Consider the following 15,520-nt stretch of genomic DNA (forward strand, 5'->3'; position numbering starts at 1 on the left):
TTTATAATTTACACCCCACTCCCTGCTGCAGCGCCTGATCCAGGTCGGCAAGAATATCGTCGATATCCTCGATACCGACACTCAGGCGGATGAAGTCGGGGGTGACCCCGGCCGCCTGCTGCTCGGCCGCGGTCAACTGCTCGTGGGTGGTGGAAGCCGGGTGAATCACCAGGCTCTTGGCATCGCCGATGTTGGCCAAGTGACTGAACAAGCGACAGCTTTCAATGAACTTGACCGCCGCATCCCGGCCGCCCTTGATGCCGAATCCCACCAGAGCCCCCTGGCCCTTGGGCAGGTAGCGCGCGAGCAAATCATAGGTGGGCGATTCCGGCAGGCCGGGGTAGCGCACCCATTCTACGCACGGATGCTGTTGCAGCCATCGGGCAACGGCCAAGCCGTTTGCACTGTGACGTTCCATGCGCAAGGCCAGGGTCTCCAGCCCCTGCAACAACAACCAGGCATTGAAAGGACTGATGGCCGCGCCCATGTCCCGCAGCCCCAGCACCCGGGCGCGCAGGATAAAGGCCAACTCCCCGAAGCTTTCCACGAATTTGAGGCCGTGGTAGGCGGGATCGGGCGCCAGGAAAGACGCGAAACGGCCGGATCCGGCCCAATCGAATTTGCCGCTGTCGACGATGATACCGCCGATGGAGGTCCCGTGGCCGCCGATGAATTTGGTGGCCGAATGGACCACAACGGCGGCGCCATGTTCGAAGGGACGCAACAGATAGGGGCTGGTGACTGTGTTGTCCACCACCAGGGGCACCCCGTGGGCCTTGCCGATGTCGGCAAGCCGTCCGATGTCCACGATATCCAGTTTGGGGTTGCCGATGGACTCCACGAAAAAGGCTTTGGTTTTGCCGTTGACCGCCTTTTCCCAGGCATCGAAATCATTGGGCGGCACGAAACGCACCGTGATGCCCAACTTGGGCAAGGTGTGGGCGAAGAGGCTGACGGTGCCGCCGTAAAGATCGGTGGACGCCACGATCTCGTCGCCGGCGGCGGCCAAGGTCAATATGGTCAAGGTTTCGGCCGCCTGGCCGGAGGCCGTCGCCAGCGCGCCAACGCCCCCTTCCAATGCCGCCACCCGCTGTTCCAGCACGTCGGTGGTGGGATTCATGATGCGGGTGTAGATGTTGCCGAACTTGCGCAGACCGAAAAGGTCGGCGGCATGGGTGGTGTCTTCGAAAGTGTAGGAGGTGGTCTGATACAGGGGCACGGCCCGGGAGCGGGTGTCGCTGTCCGGTGTATGCCCGCCGTGAATGGCTGTCGTGGAAAATCCCTTGTATGTATCGGTCATAGGTCACTCTCCTCTTCTGGTTGCGGGCCACAAAAAAACCTCTCACAATGGAGAGGTCGTCGGACACCAGGTTGTCTTTAAAGACCTCATGTGTTCCCTTGCGGGCTGGAATTGGCACCTTGTCGGTCAGGTTGCCGGGCGGTCATCAGGCCAGTTCCCTCGCGCCGCTCCACATGATTATGTAGTGCCTGAATGGATAAGACAATCGGCACCGATTGTCAACTGTGCCCGAATAAGGCGTCATGGTTCCGCCCGCCACAGCCTATTCTTCAGGTATTTTCGGCGCGGCCTTCGGCGAACGCCCGGGCTCGGGCCACCAGGGCCGGCGCCCATTGGGGGGTGCCCAGCGCGTGGATGTGGCTGTAGGTGGCCAGGACATTGCCTTGGCACAGCCCGTCGCGGCCTTCCACCAACCCGCTGCCGCGGGTCATGTCAAAGGCCATCCGATCCGGATCGGCCGCGCAGGACTGAACGGTGGAGTAGTGAAACTCGTGCCCTTTGAGGGTGTCCCCCACGGCGAAAAAAGGGTTGGGGCGCGCCACCCGCAGCATGGTGTAACCATGTCCCTGGGGTCGCCTGGAAAAACCGAAGGAGACCGGCAGCACACCGGCCATGGGAAAAGTGCCGTCGTCCAGAATCAGCTCCCGCCCCAGATACATCAAGCCGCCGCACTCGGCATAGACGGGCAGGCCTTGCTCTGCCAACCGCTTGATTTGATCCCGATAGGTCACATTGCGGGACAGTCGCGCGGCATGGGTTTCGGGAAACCCACCGCCGATGTAAAGACCGTCCACCGGTGGCAAATTGTCTTCGAACAGCGGACTTGTCACCACCAGTTCGGCACCGGCCTCCACCAATGCTTCCAGATTTTCCGGATAGTAAAATTGAAAGGCTGAATCCCGGACGATACCGATGCGCGGTCGCCGACCGGCGCTGTGTTCCGTGCCCGATGCCGAAACACCCGATGCGCTGGACGCATCACAAGGCCCTGACGGCCGATCGGCCGACGCAACGTTCGAGCGGCAAAGCTTGGCGATGGCCGTCAGGTCCACATACTTCTCGGCCAACTCACCCATGGCACCGACGGCCTCCTGGGCCCATTGGTGCTCGTAGGTGGGTACCAGCCCCATGTGGCGTTCGGGAAAGATCTGTTTGCGCAACTTGGGCACCGCCCCCAGTACGGGGATGCCGGCATGCTGCTCGATGCTGTCGCGCAATATCTTTTCGTGGCGGGCACCGGCCACATGATTGAGCAGCACCCCGGCGATTTTCAGTGCCGGATCGAATGCCGCGCAGCCGGCCACCACCGCCGCCATGGTGCGGGTGGTTTTGGTGGCGTCAAGGCACAGCAGCACCGGCAATTCGAGCAGCTTGGCCAGCTCTGCCGTGGAGGTCAACCCCTGGGTGTTGATGCAATCGTACAATCCGCGATTGCCTTCGATAACCGCCATCTGCACATCACGGGTGTGTCGTTGATAGGAGTTGCAAATGATCGGTGTGTCGATCAGGAAGGAGTCCAGGTTGTAGCAAGGGCGACCGGCGGCCATGGCCAGCCATCCGGCGTCGATGTAATCGGGCCCCTTCTTGAACGGCGCAACCGTAACCCCCCGGTTGCGCAAGGCACCGATGAGACCGACGGAAAAGATGGTTTTGCCCGACCCGCCGCGCAGGGCGGCGATCACCACTCCTGGGCAGCGGGGGGGCATCAGCTGTGATGGAAACGGATTCAAAAATCTAAGCAGTCAACAACCGGGCAATTGAATGGGTGGATCGATTCTCATGGGAGATGGCGGTCAAGACGGCATTTCCCATGAAGACATTGCACTTCATGGGCTGCCCTGCGGAATGCTTGCGGGCCCCGAGGGCCCCGCCAGGGAATTTGTCCTCTTGATCACACTACGGAATCAATCTTCGCCTTCGGAATGCGCTTGTTTACCGGTCCCCGGAAGGCCGTACATCGAGGTGCTGCCGCTGGACCAATACTCCAGGACCCGCTCCTCCACCAGCTTGTTGACGATCTTCTTGGCGTCGCGCGGTTTGGCTTCCAGAATCTTTGCCAGATCGTTGAAATAAAATTTTGATTTTGTCTTGCCCTTCTTGGTCAACTCGTCGACGATCTTCTGTTTTGCCTCTTCGTATTCCATGACCGTAATCCCCTTTCCTCCGATGCGGTTCCAAGGGTCGCAGGGGGCGTAACGTGCGCCCCCTGCGCAGCGCGAGTCGCTGTTGTGACCACAAGAACCCTTTTGAATTAGAACTTGAACTGGGTGGTCTGGCGCCAGGTGTAGTACGCCGGATCACGGAAATCATCGATCAGGTGATGCGAGAAATCCAGCTTGCACTTGTCGAAGAAGCGCTCCCAACCGATCCGCTCGGCCCACTCGCCGAAGCGCTCGTACTTACGGGCGTCCGCGGCGTACACCTCGATCATGTTCTTGATGGTCTTGGCCGTGGTCGGCCACCGGGGCGCCTCGTTGGGGATAAAGGCCACCACGACCTTGGAGAACTTGGGAGCGGTGATGCGGTTGGACACCTTGCCGCCGGCCATGATGACGATGCCGTCACCTTCGGTGTCGGCCAAGGGCATGGAGGGACACATGGTGTAGCAGTTGCCGCAGTACATGCAGCGGTCGTTGTTCACTGCCACGGAGTTGAGTTTCTGACCGCCGATCTCCACCTTGGCCGGCTTGATGGCGGCGGTGGGGCAGGAGGCGATGGCCAGGGGAATCTCACACATCTTGTCCAGGTACTCGTGATCCAGCATGGGCGGTTTGCGATGGTAGCCCAGGATGGCGATGTCCGAGCAGTGCACGGCGCCGCACATGTTGAGGCAGCAGGCCAGGGAGACGCGCACGTGGGCCGGCATGCGATGGTTCTGAAAATCGGCGAACACTTCGTCCATGACCGCCTTGACCGGGCCGGAGGCGTCGGTGGCGGGCGTGTGGCAGTGAATCCAGCCCTGGGTGTGCACGATGTTGGAGACGCCGGCGCCGGTGCCGCCGACGGGGAACTTGAAGGAGCCGCCGGCGAACTTGCGGCCAGCCAGGTCGTCCAGCAGGGGCTGCACCTTGGACTTGTCGTCCACCATGAATTCCACGTTGTTACGGGTGGTCCAGCGCACGTGGCCGCCGCAGTGTTTGTCGGCGATTTCGCAGATCTCGCGGATCAGGCCGGTGCTCATCAGGCGGGCGCCGCCGCAGCGCACGGTGTACACTTCGTCGCCGGATTCGGCCACATGGACCAGCACGCCCGGTTGCAGATATTCATGATAGAGCCACTTGCCCTTGTTCTTGGCGATGACGGGCGGATAAAATTCGTCGTATTTGCGCGGACCGATATCGGTGATCCGGTTCTCCATCGGTTTTTCCGGATTGTATCCTGAAGAAACAAATGCCATGGTGTCCCCCTCCTATCTCTGATGGTATTTTCTGAACTCGTTGATGTCGCGATCAAAACCGCCCTCGACCTCTTCTTCTTTCCAGAAGATGTAGGGGTTGTGACGCGGCTCTTGCACCATGCGCGGATCAGGATCGACGCCCAGCACTTCGATGACCCTCTGCAGGCCCTGGCGTTTCATCAGCTCGCCCAAGCGCTCACGGTTCTTGCCCTCTTCCATCCACCAATCCCAGATGGGCTCGATGACCTCTTCCTTGATCTTGGTGTAGGGGGCTTCGGCTTCGATGAAGGGGACGATCAGGGTGCCCATCTGGGCGCCGTCGAGGATCGGGGCCTTGGCGCCGGCGAGAATGGACAGACCACGCTCGTCACCGATGCGCAGGGCGCGCGGCATGACGTTGATGCAGTGCATGCAACGGGTGCACTCGCGATTGTCGATCTTCAGGGTCTTGCCGTCCATCCACATACACTCGGTGGGGCAGCGGTCGATGACCTCTTTTTGAATGTCGAACTTGCCCCAGTCACGACCCGAGTGGGCGCCGGCGTTGGGCGGCAGCTCGCCGCCGATGTAAGCCTGTACCGCTTCCTGGTCGATCTTGATGTCGTCTTTCCAGGTGCCGATGAAGGAGAGGTCGGAGCGCGCGATAGAGGCCACGCAGCAGTTGGGGCAGCCGTCGAACTTGAACTTGAACTTGTAGGGAAAGGCCGGACGGTGCAGCTCGTCCTGGTACTCCTGGGTAAGGTCGTAACACAGGTCCTGGGTGTCGTAGCAGGCGTATTCACAGCGCGCCTGGCCGATACAGTCGGCCGGGGTGCGCAGGTTGGAGCCGGAGCCGCCCAGATCCTGATTCATGTTGTGGGTCAGCTCGAAGAAGACCTCTTCCAGCTGCGGCGTGGTGGTGCCCAGGAAGATGATGTCCCCGGTGGAGCCGTGCATGTTGGTGATGCCGCTGCCGCGCATGTCCCAGATGTCGCAGATCTGGCGCAGATAGTCGGTGGTGTAGAACTTGCCGCCCGGTTGGGCGACGCGCATGGTGTGGAAATGGGCCACGCCCGGGAACTGCTGGGGCTGGTCGCAGTAGCGACCGATGACGCCGCCGCCGTAACCGAAGACGCCCACGATGCCGCCGTGCTTCCAGTGGGTCCGGCCATGTTTGTAGGAGAGCTCGAGCACCCCCAGCAGATCGTCGACCACATCCACGGGAATCTGAAAATTGATACCCTCTTCGTTTTTGGCCCTCTTCTCGGCCTGCGCCTTCAAGTCGGACACAAAGCTTGGCCACGGTCCGGATTCAAGCTGGTCCAACATCGGGGTTTCATGTTTTGCCATCTTTTTACCTCCATTGGGTTATTGAAACAGGTATGGGAACTCATCCACGCTAAAGGCTAAACAGGGAAAGTCACCTCCTCTCGATCCGTTTATTTATGAAACTGGTTCCTTTTCCGTATATCGATGTCCACGTTTGGGTGTCGGCAATCCTGACCGCAGCATTCTATCAAAGGATGGACTTATAGAAAGATTCGCTTGGTTTGTCAATAAAAAAGCCCTGCCGCCGCGGGACAATGAAGGCTGTTCAGGCGGCAAAGCGGGCGCTTCCGGCCGACGGCGCGGAAGGTAAGGCATCACTCGACACGGTCGGTCACCGGCCGCTGTTGCGACAGCGCACCAAAAGCGGACGCGGACCGAACCGCCGCCGCCAGGCAGGCGATGTGATCGACAAGGTGGTGTTTGATGATCAGCGCCTCCGGCAGCGCGGCCGGATAACTGTCCAGGATTTGATACCCGATCCGCTCCCAATCGTGGGGTTCGTGGGCGGCCAGATAGCGCAATGTGCCCTCCTCGAACACCCCCGGCAGGCGATGCACTTGCGCCATGGCCGCAATGCCCTGCACGAACCCTTCCCACATGGGCGCCACCCACCGATCCTCTGCCCATACCAGTTCTCCCACGCCTTCCAGACGGTCGATGCGCATCCAAAGGGTGGTGCGCAATAGAAAAAGGGCCAGGGCATCCAGGATGGTTTGCACCGAGGGCGAAGCGTCCGCGGGTAGCTGCAGCATCGGGGCGTAGCGGCGGACGGTGATCAGTCGGACATCAATGGCGCCATCGGGATCGGCCTTGACGATGAAATCGCCGGCGGCATGGTGCCACTCCATGATGGCCGCCAGGGTGCGGGGGTCAAAGTAGTAGGTCAGGATAAAAACCATGCGGCGGAACAAGTCCGTTGTTTGGCGGTCCGAAAGGCACCAAGGGCCGCGCTCCGCGTCCCAAACCAGCCGGCGTTCCGCTTCACTGCCGTCGCGGGCGGTGCGGTGGTACTCATGGTAATCGTCGAGCCATTGGACGGCGAACATGGGCAACGACGGCAATCGCCGGGTCGCCCCCTCGCCGGCGCCGAAAACGCACGGCACATAGCGCTCGGGAAAGGCGCTGCACAGATGCGTCAGGTGACGCACCTCGTCGGACAATCGCTCCCGGCCGGCATTGCCGACGGCCACATTGACCGCCAAAGGCAAAGGCGGACCGCCGGTTATGGCCAGGGTGACCCTGGACGGATGGTAGAGCGCGCCGTGCTTGACCAGATGGATATCGATGGATTGCGGCTGCCGGCAAGCAGCGCCTGCACGGCACCGGCCGATGGCGTATTTGGGCAAAGCCAGATCATCGGCCGCCAGAAAGGCCTGCACGGCGGTGAAATAGTGACCATAGGTGACGCAGGTGTCATCTTTGTCAATCCCACCGGGTGTCGCCGCCCGGTGGTAAGGAATGGGCGTATCCCATTGGGTGTCCCCCGGGCGGAGCGGGACCGGTGGATGCCCCACGAAATAGTGGAAGGTCTCGGGCATGACCGCCTACCGGATCACAGATCCAGCTCCTTCAAAATTTCGGGCGCCACCTCGTAACCCAACTCCCGGGCTTTACGAATGTGCTCGCGGGCCTTTTCGCGTTCGCCCTTTTCAAGGTAGGCGATGCCCAGATTGTTGTGCGCCACGGGAAAATCGGGAACCGCTTCGATGGCCTTCAAACAGGCCTCGATGGCATCGTCCACCTGGCCCTTGAGCATGTAGGCGGTGGCCAGGGTGGTGTATCCCTGGACGAAACGGAAGTTGAACGCCGTTGCCCGTTTCAAGGCCTTGATGGCCAGGTCCAGCTCCCCTTTCTGCATGTGCACGAAGCCGATATTGCCGTAACCTTCCGAAAAACCGGGGCGCGCCTTGACCGCCCGCTGGTTCCAATCCAGGCAACCGTCCAGATCACCGCGCTTCAAGCACAAACCGCCCAGTTGGACATAGGCTTCGGCCAAGCTGGGGCTGCAATCGATGGCCTGCAAGAAAGCATGCTCCGCTTCGGCGTCCTGCTGCTTGCCCAGTAAGGCGACCCCCAGGTTGTAATGGGTGGTGCCGCATTCGGGGTTGCTTGCCAGCGCCTGGCGCTGTCGGGCGATGTATTCTTCGATGTTGCGAGCTTTGGTCATGATCGCTATTGCGCTCCCTCTACCTGATATTTAAAAATGGATATGGTTATGCGCCGGACTCTCACTTGTCAAGCCAATTCAATAAGCGCTTGACACAAATCGGCGGCTTCTCTACTTATGGGACCTGAATCTCGTTCACACAACCATCAAACAAGGGGGGCACAATGAAACCCGGATGTTATACCGCACTGGCGACACCCTTCACACCGGACGGTCTGCGCATCGACCAGAAGGGCCTTGAACAGTTGATCGATTTTCAAATCGCCAACGGCATCACCGGCATCCTGGCCGTGGGCACCACCGGCGAGAGCCCGACCCTGGGCTGGAGCGAGCACAACGCGGTGGTGGACACGGTGGCCCGCCTCTGCCGGGACCACTGCCTGTCCATTGCAGGTGCCGGCAGCAACAATACCCAGGAGGCCCTCAATGCCACCGCGCATGCGGTCAAACGCCAAGTGGATGCGGTGCTGCTGGTGGACCCCTATTACAATGGCCCGAGTTCCCTTGAGATCCGACGGGAATACGTGGCGCCCATAGCGGCCCGCTTCCCCGGCATGGAAATCATCCCCTACGTCATTCCCGGCCGCACCGGCGCCCAACTGCTGCCCGAAGACCTGGCCCTGCTGAATCAGGCCCATCCCAATGTCAGCGGCGTCAAGGAGGCCACTGCCGACCCGAATAACATGCGCCGCACCCGAGCCTGCTGCGGTCCCGATTTTTTGATCCTCTCGGGCGACGATGCCATGACCTTCGAGATGATGACCGATCCGGCCATCGCCGGCGGCGGTGTGATATCGGTGCTCAGTAACATCGCCCCCGCGGCGGTCACGCAACTGGTGCAAAAGCTCGCGGCCGGAGATCGCGAAAGCGCTTCGACCCTGCTCGAGGCGTTGACGCCGTTGTTCGGCTTGGTGACGGTCAAAACCACCGAAACCACGCCCCACGGCGATGTGGTGTGTCGGGCGCGCAACCCGCTGGCCCTGAAGACCCTGATGCGCCTTCTGGGGATGCCCGCCGGACCCTGCCGGCCCCCGTTGGGCAAAATGACCCGCAAGGGTCTGGATGTGGTCCTGGCGGCCGCCCGTCAAGTGTGGACGGAAAATCCGGACATTCTCAAACCCATCGAGCGCTTCTTCGGCGTTCGGATTGAGGAACGGCTGGATGATCCCCGGTACCGGGAAGAGCTGTTCTACAGCGATTACTAAACGATCGAACACCATATAATAAGGCCGATGGCGCAACTACTGCCGCCATCGGCCGGACGCCTTCCTTTCAGGCGGTTTTCAGCTTACTGCACGTTGTCGCCCCCCGCGGCGGCGGCTTGGGCGTGGGGATCGCGCTGTTTGTACAACACGTCCTTGAACCAGCGCAAACCGAACTGCAGCAGCGCCACATCGTCCGATGCCAACTGTTGCCGCACATCTTCCGCAACCGGCATGCGCTGCAAAAAACTGCTCTCGAAAACAAAGCGGCGCAGCTTGTCGACATCGTAGCTGACCATGAAAAACATCTGCTTGGCCTTTTCGGTCAGCTTGATGCTGGACGGAAAGGAGCGTTTGCGTACCAGCAGATCGGTCCACTCCGCGTTTACGGCGTCCCGCACATCCACCCCCTGATCCGTACGCCACTCGGCCACGGTCCAATCGCAAGCTTCCTCGAAGCCCTTGCAATGCGGCTCGTTGACGAAAAAGAAAAACCCTTGGTCATCGGCGCCCTCCTGATGCTGCAACGAAGCGACCCCCAGGGGGTAATAGCGGCAGGCCGTGGGGCGATCTTCATAGACCAGGCATCCGGTATCGCGGACAAAGGGGCACGATGCCTGCTCATCGTCCATCTTCTTGAGGGTGACCATGGGCAGGTCGGTCTTCTCCAGCAGATGGGGCTCGGTGTAAATGGCCAAAAATTCGGCCGAAGACAACTCCAGGCGGGTTTTGAGCCGAATGATGTCATAGGGGGTCAAAAGAATATCGATCCCCCGGCAGCAAAGGGTGAAACACGATACGCCGGGGTGGCATTTGAATTGAAAGCGGCTGTCGTACCCTAAACGGACCGGGTTGATACGGGCCATCGCCGGGCTGTTGTTGTCGGTATTTTGATTTTCCATCACTTGTATTCCTTATTTGATCGAAGGGCGCCGTTGCGACACCGCGGCGTGCACCCGATCCAGTTCGGGAAGGGTGAGTCCGTCAATGGACGCCGGTGGACGCAAAAAATCGGACGGCAACATGAATTTCATCATCATGGCGGTGAATTGCTCGATATCGCTGAACGCGCCCTTGGGGTAACTTTTCAATCGTCTGAGTCGTCCTTTGCGCGTCAATTGAAAGAACAGGTAGGCCCCTTCATCCACCAGGCAGCCACGATAACCACCGGCATAGGCCCGCAACGCAATCAGTTCCATCATCCACCCATACCCGAACCGGCCGCCTTGGCCGCCGGGATCCGCCATCCTTAAAAAGGGGGAAGCTTATGCGCAATACGGGGGTTGGGTCAAGGGTAAAAGCGGACGGCTTATCGCGTATAGCGCCCCGGCACGGCGTGGTCGCCTTCCTTGAAATCGAAGTCGACCGCGCGGATGTCGACCAGGGAGCAGAGCGTGTAGGTGACCGACTGAATGAAACCGGTCGCCCCGGCACTACCCATGGACTGGGTCAACTGGGTTTCGTTGTCGATGCGCACACGAGCGACACCGTTTTCGACGCCCACCAGGATCACCTTGGGCAACCCCTCCGCCGCGAAACGCGCGTTGAGCAGGGCCACCAATTTTGTGGGGGTGGCCTTGGCCACAGAGTGCAACGGCAACGGTTTGTCATCCGGCCCCACATACCAGAGGCTGGGTCCGAAGCGGTCCGCCAGCCGGCGCGCCCAATGATTCAGTCGCTCCTCCTGCAGTCGGAGTTGTTCATAGGCGATTTTGAGTTCCTCGACCCGATCGGCCAATTGATCGCACTGCGTCCTCAAGCGGGCGTTCTCCTCCGCCAAGGCGCCCAGTTCCATCCGGGCTTCCGCCAGTTCGGACCGCAAGCGTTCGTCTTCGCCTTTACCGCATCCCAAAGGCAACACGAGCAATGCGGTCAAGACGACGGCATACCGGAGGGGCAATCTCCATCCAGCCAACACTGCCGCGTACCTCCCCTCACCTATTTGCTTTCCAGGTACTGCAAAAACATGCGGGCATCCAGACTGCCCATTTCGCCGGCCTTGCGGAGCACCGTAAGCGCCTCGTCGCTGCGCCCGGCCAGGGTGAGGACCCACCCGCGGCCGTAGTGGTAACGATCATTGTCCGCATCCATGGCAATGGCCTGATCGATGCGGGCCAGCGCATCGTTGAAATCCCCCATGGACCCCAAAGCCACACCGATACCGAAATGGGCTTCGCTCAGGCCGGGCTCGCGATCCAACGCTTTTTGATAGGCGCGCAATGCCGCCGGATAGTTGCCGTAGGCGGACAATAGACCGCCCTGATCCAGCCAGTAGGCCGCCGAATCGTCGTTCGGAATGCTGGGGTTTACATACCTGGTCTGTTCCGCCAGGGCTTGCGTGGCGAAGACCAGTAACAAGGCCAGGATGACCATCGCGAGGGTTTTTCGTGGGGTTGCATTTGGCATGGCGTGCTCCTTTCCCCTGCCGAGGGGAATGTGTGCAAGTATAGGGTGGCCGGTCGACGAGCAGGCCGGTGTGTTTCCCAACCGAATGCCGGCCTGATATCCGCTGGTTGGTCATCGGTCACACCGAATCCTGCTTCGGATTTCACCGCACGTATTTCATCATAATACCAGATGGTTTGACAACCCCTTTTTCCACTCGAAGGCAAGATACCCAATAAAAAAGGGGTGCACAAAGTGCACCCCCGCTCAAGCAGGACCCGCGCGCTCGGGTCGGCGGCCGCTGACGGCGGATCTATTTCAATACCAGATCCGGCGACCGAAACCAGCCCATGCAGCGTCGGACACAAAGGGCGAAAGAATAGACGATCCCGATGGTGACAAAGGATATGCAAAAGAAGAGAACGAACATCAGCACAATGTAGAGCGCTCCGGCGACAATGAAATCGAACATGACAATCCCCTCCCTCAAGTTCAGATCTAACGGATGATAAAGCAATATGCCTGCCAGACCGTTGAGATTGGGATCAAACAACTCACAACCCACTGTAGCCAAAGCATTTTTAAGCCACCTGCCGAATAGGCGGCGATCCAACGGAATGGTGCCTGCACGCCTCAAATTGAGAGTTCCAGGCAACAAAGATCAGGAAATCAATTTCATAATGAGAGGTCGGCGCCGGCATCGAGAGCATGACATCCCACGCACGGCACCCGCAAGATCCGTTCAATGCCCGTTGCCGGGCCGCAGACTCTCGTAAAGCGCAATGCCCACGGCCGTGGAAAGGTTCAAGCTGCGAATCCGGGATGTGATGGGAATGTAATAGGTTTGAGCGGCGAAGGTGGACAGAAGGTCCGGGGGCAGCCCCCTGGTCTCGGATCCGAATATCAGAAACAAACGGATCGGGGTCGGTATCCGCCAATGGGGACGCCGGCCCGCCTTGCTGAACAGCGCCAACTCGCCCGCCTGCGGCTGCAAGGCGTCCATCCACTCTTGAAAATCGTCCCAAACAGACAGGGGCACGCGAGGCCAGTAATCGAGGCCGGCACGTTTAACCTGGCGACTGTCCAGGGAAAAACCCAGCGGCCGGATCAAATGAAGCCGTGCGCCGGCGCCCAGGCAGGTGCGCCCGATGTTGCCGGTGTTCCAGTGCACCTCGGGCGCCACCAGCACCACGTGGCGTTCCACACCATCGTCGGGGCTCCAATGTGGCAACTGATCCATAGTTACGCGCTCCCTGGTTCTGCTATTGACGACGGCCGCAAAAAGGGCAATATGAAGCAATCCGGGCTTGCCGTCAATGCGCCATGCTTTCGGGGGCACAGGCGAATGCGGTAAAAATCGGCGGCGAAACCTCAAGTTTTCACCACGACAGCCGATAGGCTTATCTGACTGTACAAGAATTAGCCAAAGGAGTTACCCATGGAAATCGCCCCCATCGCCACCGACGCCGCCATGCTGTCCATCGTGCGCCAGATGGAAACCGCCACCGCACTGCAGACCGAGGTAATGAAGACCATGGCCGAAGGCCAGCAAGAGATGGCCGACATGCTGTATACTTTAGGGGTGGGTGAAAACGTGGACGTCCGCGCCTGACGGCCCGGTCGGCGTTTCCTGCCGTCGGCCTTCATCCATGCTTCCCTGCATCTGCAACCCTGCAGGTGCGCTTGCCCCCTGCCGTTTCTTCACCCCCCTAATGGTCGGCGCCTCAATATCAGCCCGTCAATCGACCGTATTGCGTCCGGCTTGTGTATTCGTTCCGCACAAGGCGCACCTCCCGACGATCTGCAGGACAACTCAATCGCCGGTAACCCTAAAGTTTCCGGCCCACCCGTCGATAGCATCCATAGGATATTGTACACGAGGTTGTATCGATGACGGAAACCATGGACCAAGATCGCCTCTTCGGCGACAAAGCAATCGAAAACGGACTCATCAGTGAGGCGAAGTTCCAACGCGCACTGGTGCTCCAGCGGGTTATCGCCAAGCGCAGCAAGGTGCAGATGCCCATCGGCGCGGTATTGGTCAAGATGGATTTGCTCAGCCAGGAACAGGTCGACGCCATCAACGGCACCGCAACGGAGAATGTCACGGCCGAGACAGACACCTCCCCCAGCGTGGACGACCTGTTGTGCCCCTTGACGCTCACCGTCGCTCCCGACAAGCTCAGTGCGACCCTCGAACCTTTCGAAGAGCATCAGCCCCCCCCCGGCCTGGCATCCGTCCAGCTGCTGCTACAGGAAAAAGGCATCGTCCATGGCGTTATCGAACAGCCGCTGATGGAGGCCTACCTTGGCCAAAACCCGTTGCCCATGGCTCCTTTCGTCGTCGCCGAGGGCACCCCTTGTGAGCCGGGACACCCGCCCGACATTCAATACCATTTCGACACCGACCCCATGCGCATCGGCACCTTATTGGCCGATGGCACCATGGACTGGAAAAATCGAGGCGATATTCCCCAGGTGGTGGCCGGCGACCTGTTGGCTGAAAAGGTCGGCGGTGCGCCGGGCAACCCCGGCACCAATGTGTACGGACAGACGGTGCCCCCGCCACGGGTCAAGGATCCGCCGCTAAAAGCGACCAAAGGGGCCGAACGGTCCGAAGACGGTCGCCGGATCCTGGCCAAGATCAACGGCACGCCCAAACTCGGTTTGGATGGGCGCATCGGTGTCTTCGCAATCCTGCCCATCGACACCGATATCGGCATCGAAACCGGCCACGTCGATTTCGACGGCCACATCGATGTCAACGGCGGCGTGGAGAGCGGCTACCAGGTCAAAGGCCGCAGCCTGAGCACCCGCGAAATCCAGAGCGCGCAGATCGACATCGAGGAGAACCTGTTCAGCCAGGGCGGTATCTACAACAGCACCGTCCAGGTGGGCGGCAACCTCAAGGCCAGCCACATTCACAACAGCACCGTGGAGGTGGCCGGCGACCTGGTGGTGGAGCGGGAATTGTTCGGCTGCACCATCGAGGTCAACGGCCGCTGCCTGATCGACAGCGGCAAGATCATCGCGTCCCGGATCTCCGCCAAAAAGGGCATCCAGGTCAAGGATGTGGGCACCATAGCCGCCCGGCCCAGCGAATTGACCGTGGGGGTCGATTTCAAATTCGCCAAGGACATGCAAGCCCTCAAGACGTCCCTGACCGAACTGGAGACCCGCAAAGCGGAAGCCGAAACGACCATTGCGCAGCTCGGCGAACGGGTGGATGCGCTGGCGTCGGAACTGGGCCAAGTGGCGCAGGAGCAGGATGGGTGCATGGTCCAAAAGCGGCAACTGGAGGCGAAACGGCAACAGCCGGCCATTGCCGCCAACCCTGAAAAGAGCGGTTTGCTGACGGAGTTGATCGATGATCTGGGCGTCAAGTACGAGGCAATGGACGCACAGGTGCACAGCATCATGGAGCTGGACGACCAGCTGCGCGCGCAGATCGACCAGGCCCGGCAAGCTGTGTTGACGGCAGAAAAACAGATGCAGGAGATCCAGCAGGAGATGGAAGATTTGCGGGAAGCCGCCGAAGTGGACAGCGGCATCCCCGTGGTGAAAGTCAGCGGCACGATTTTCGCCAAAACCCGCATCGCCGGCCCGCACCGCAGTATCGTGATCGAGCAGGACATGCAACGGGTGCGCATCGCCGAATCCCAAGAGGACGCCAAAGAGTTCGCCATGAAGGTCTCCAGCCTGCGATAACCCCCGCCCCGCGTGAAAGAGCGCTTTACAATCCGCTCGCCTTTTTGGTAGCA

At 60.2% G+C, this 15,520-nt stretch carries 16 protein-coding genes and 1 riboswitch; of the genes, 3 read left to right on the top strand and 13 right to left on the bottom strand.

The features are described from left to right. Position 1: 1 nt before the first annotated feature. The 7 genes from MRX98_RS00855 to MRX98_RS00885 all read right to left on the bottom strand — a co-directional run bounded on the left by MRX98_RS00855 (position 2) and on the right by MRX98_RS00885 (position 8,172). Positions 2–1,300: an O-acetylhomoserine aminocarboxypropyltransferase/cysteine synthase family protein gene (locus tag MRX98_RS00855; RefSeq protein WP_246902201.1), complete on the bottom strand. Its 1,299-nt coding sequence runs from the start codon at positions 1,298–1,300 to the stop codon at positions 2–4. Between the two features lie 85 nt (positions 1,301–1,385). Continuing rightward, positions 1,386–1,478: riboswitch (SAM riboswitch) on the bottom strand. A 91-nt stretch (positions 1,479–1,569) separates the two neighbouring features. Beyond that, positions 1,570–2,982, bottom strand: a complete 1,413-nt coding sequence (locus MRX98_RS00860) for a cobyrinic acid a,c-diamide synthase CobB (RefSeq protein WP_246902203.1) — start codon at positions 2,980–2,982, stop codon at positions 1,570–1,572. Between the two features lie 222 nt (positions 2,983–3,204). Further along, positions 3,205–3,444: a dissimilatory sulfite reductase D family protein gene (locus MRX98_RS00865; RefSeq protein ID WP_246902204.1), complete on the bottom strand. Its 240-nt coding sequence runs from the start codon at positions 3,442–3,444 to the stop codon at positions 3,205–3,207. Positions 3,445–3,551: 107 nt separating this feature from the next. Next, positions 3,552–4,697 carry a dissimilatory-type sulfite reductase subunit beta gene (gene dsrB / locus MRX98_RS00870; protein WP_246902205.1) on the bottom strand — a complete coding sequence of 382 codons (1,146 nt, stop codon included), beginning with the start codon at positions 4,695–4,697 and terminating at the stop codon, positions 3,552–3,554. Between the two features lie 12 nt (positions 4,698–4,709). Continuing rightward, complete coding sequence (gene dsrA, locus MRX98_RS00875) at positions 4,710–6,026, bottom strand: dissimilatory-type sulfite reductase subunit alpha (RefSeq protein WP_246902206.1); 1,317 nt, start codon at positions 6,024–6,026, stop codon at positions 4,710–4,712. Between the two features lie 293 nt (positions 6,027–6,319). Then, a complete protein-coding gene (locus MRX98_RS00880) occupies positions 6,320–7,543 on the bottom strand; it encodes a hypothetical protein (RefSeq protein WP_246902207.1) in 1,224 nt (407 codons plus the stop codon). A gap of 14 nt (positions 7,544–7,557) precedes the next feature. Then, complete coding sequence (locus MRX98_RS00885; protein ID WP_246902208.1) at positions 7,558–8,172, bottom strand: tetratricopeptide repeat protein; 615 nt, start codon at positions 8,170–8,172, stop codon at positions 7,558–7,560. Positions 8,173–8,336: 164 nt separating this feature from the next. Between MRX98_RS00885 and MRX98_RS00890 the strand changes: the two genes are divergently transcribed. Continuing rightward, entirely contained in the window at positions 8,337–9,377 is a 1,041-nt protein-coding gene (locus tag MRX98_RS00890) for a 4-hydroxy-tetrahydrodipicolinate synthase family protein (protein ID WP_246902210.1), read from the top strand. 83 nt (positions 9,378–9,460) lie between these two features. On the opposite strand, the gene MRX98_RS00895 is transcribed toward MRX98_RS00890, so the two are convergent. The 6 genes from MRX98_RS00895 to MRX98_RS00920 all read right to left on the bottom strand — a co-directional run bounded on the left by MRX98_RS00895 (position 9,461) and on the right by MRX98_RS00920 (position 12,999). Continuing rightward, positions 9,461–10,276, bottom strand: a complete 816-nt coding sequence (locus tag MRX98_RS00895; RefSeq protein WP_246902212.1) for a YkgJ family cysteine cluster protein — start codon at positions 10,274–10,276, stop codon at positions 9,461–9,463. 12 nt (positions 10,277–10,288) lie between these two features. Beyond that, entirely contained in the window at positions 10,289–10,576 is a 288-nt protein-coding gene (locus MRX98_RS00900; RefSeq protein WP_246902213.1) for a hypothetical protein, read from the bottom strand. A gap of 107 nt (positions 10,577–10,683) precedes the next feature. Then, positions 10,684–11,250 carry a coiled-coil domain-containing protein gene (locus MRX98_RS00905; protein WP_246902215.1) on the bottom strand — a complete coding sequence of 189 codons (567 nt, stop codon included), beginning with the start codon at positions 11,248–11,250 and terminating at the stop codon, positions 10,684–10,686. 62 nt (positions 11,251–11,312) lie between these two features. Then, positions 11,313–11,780 (bottom strand): tetratricopeptide repeat protein, encoded by a 468-nt coding sequence (locus tag MRX98_RS00910; RefSeq protein WP_246902217.1) that lies wholly within the window; start codon positions 11,778–11,780, stop codon positions 11,313–11,315. A gap of 292 nt (positions 11,781–12,072) precedes the next feature. Beyond that, on the bottom strand, positions 12,073–12,231 hold the full coding sequence (locus tag MRX98_RS00915) for a hypothetical protein (protein ID WP_246902219.1): 159 nt from the start codon (positions 12,229–12,231) through the stop codon (positions 12,073–12,075). A gap of 270 nt (positions 12,232–12,501) precedes the next feature. Then, on the bottom strand, positions 12,502–12,999 hold the full coding sequence (locus MRX98_RS00920) for a tRNA (cytidine(34)-2'-O)-methyltransferase (protein WP_246902221.1): 498 nt from the start codon (positions 12,997–12,999) through the stop codon (positions 12,502–12,504). Positions 13,000–13,197: 198 nt separating this feature from the next. On the opposite strand from MRX98_RS00920, the gene MRX98_RS00925 reads away from it, so the two are divergent. Together MRX98_RS00925 and MRX98_RS00930 are read left to right on the top strand one after the other, a co-directional pair. After that, positions 13,198–13,371, top strand: a complete 174-nt coding sequence (locus MRX98_RS00925; protein ID WP_246902222.1) for a hypothetical protein — start codon at positions 13,198–13,200, stop codon at positions 13,369–13,371. A 278-nt stretch (positions 13,372–13,649) separates the two neighbouring features. Continuing rightward, a complete protein-coding gene (locus MRX98_RS00930) occupies positions 13,650–15,467 on the top strand; it encodes a FapA family protein (RefSeq protein ID WP_246902223.1) in 1,818 nt (605 codons plus the stop codon). Positions 15,468–15,520: the final 53 nt, after the last annotated feature.

It is taken from the genome of Desulfatitalea alkaliphila (assembly GCF_022968795.1).
GTDB lineage: Bacteria > Desulfobacterota > Desulfobacteria > Desulfobacterales > Desulfosarcinaceae > Desulfatitalea > Desulfatitalea alkaliphila.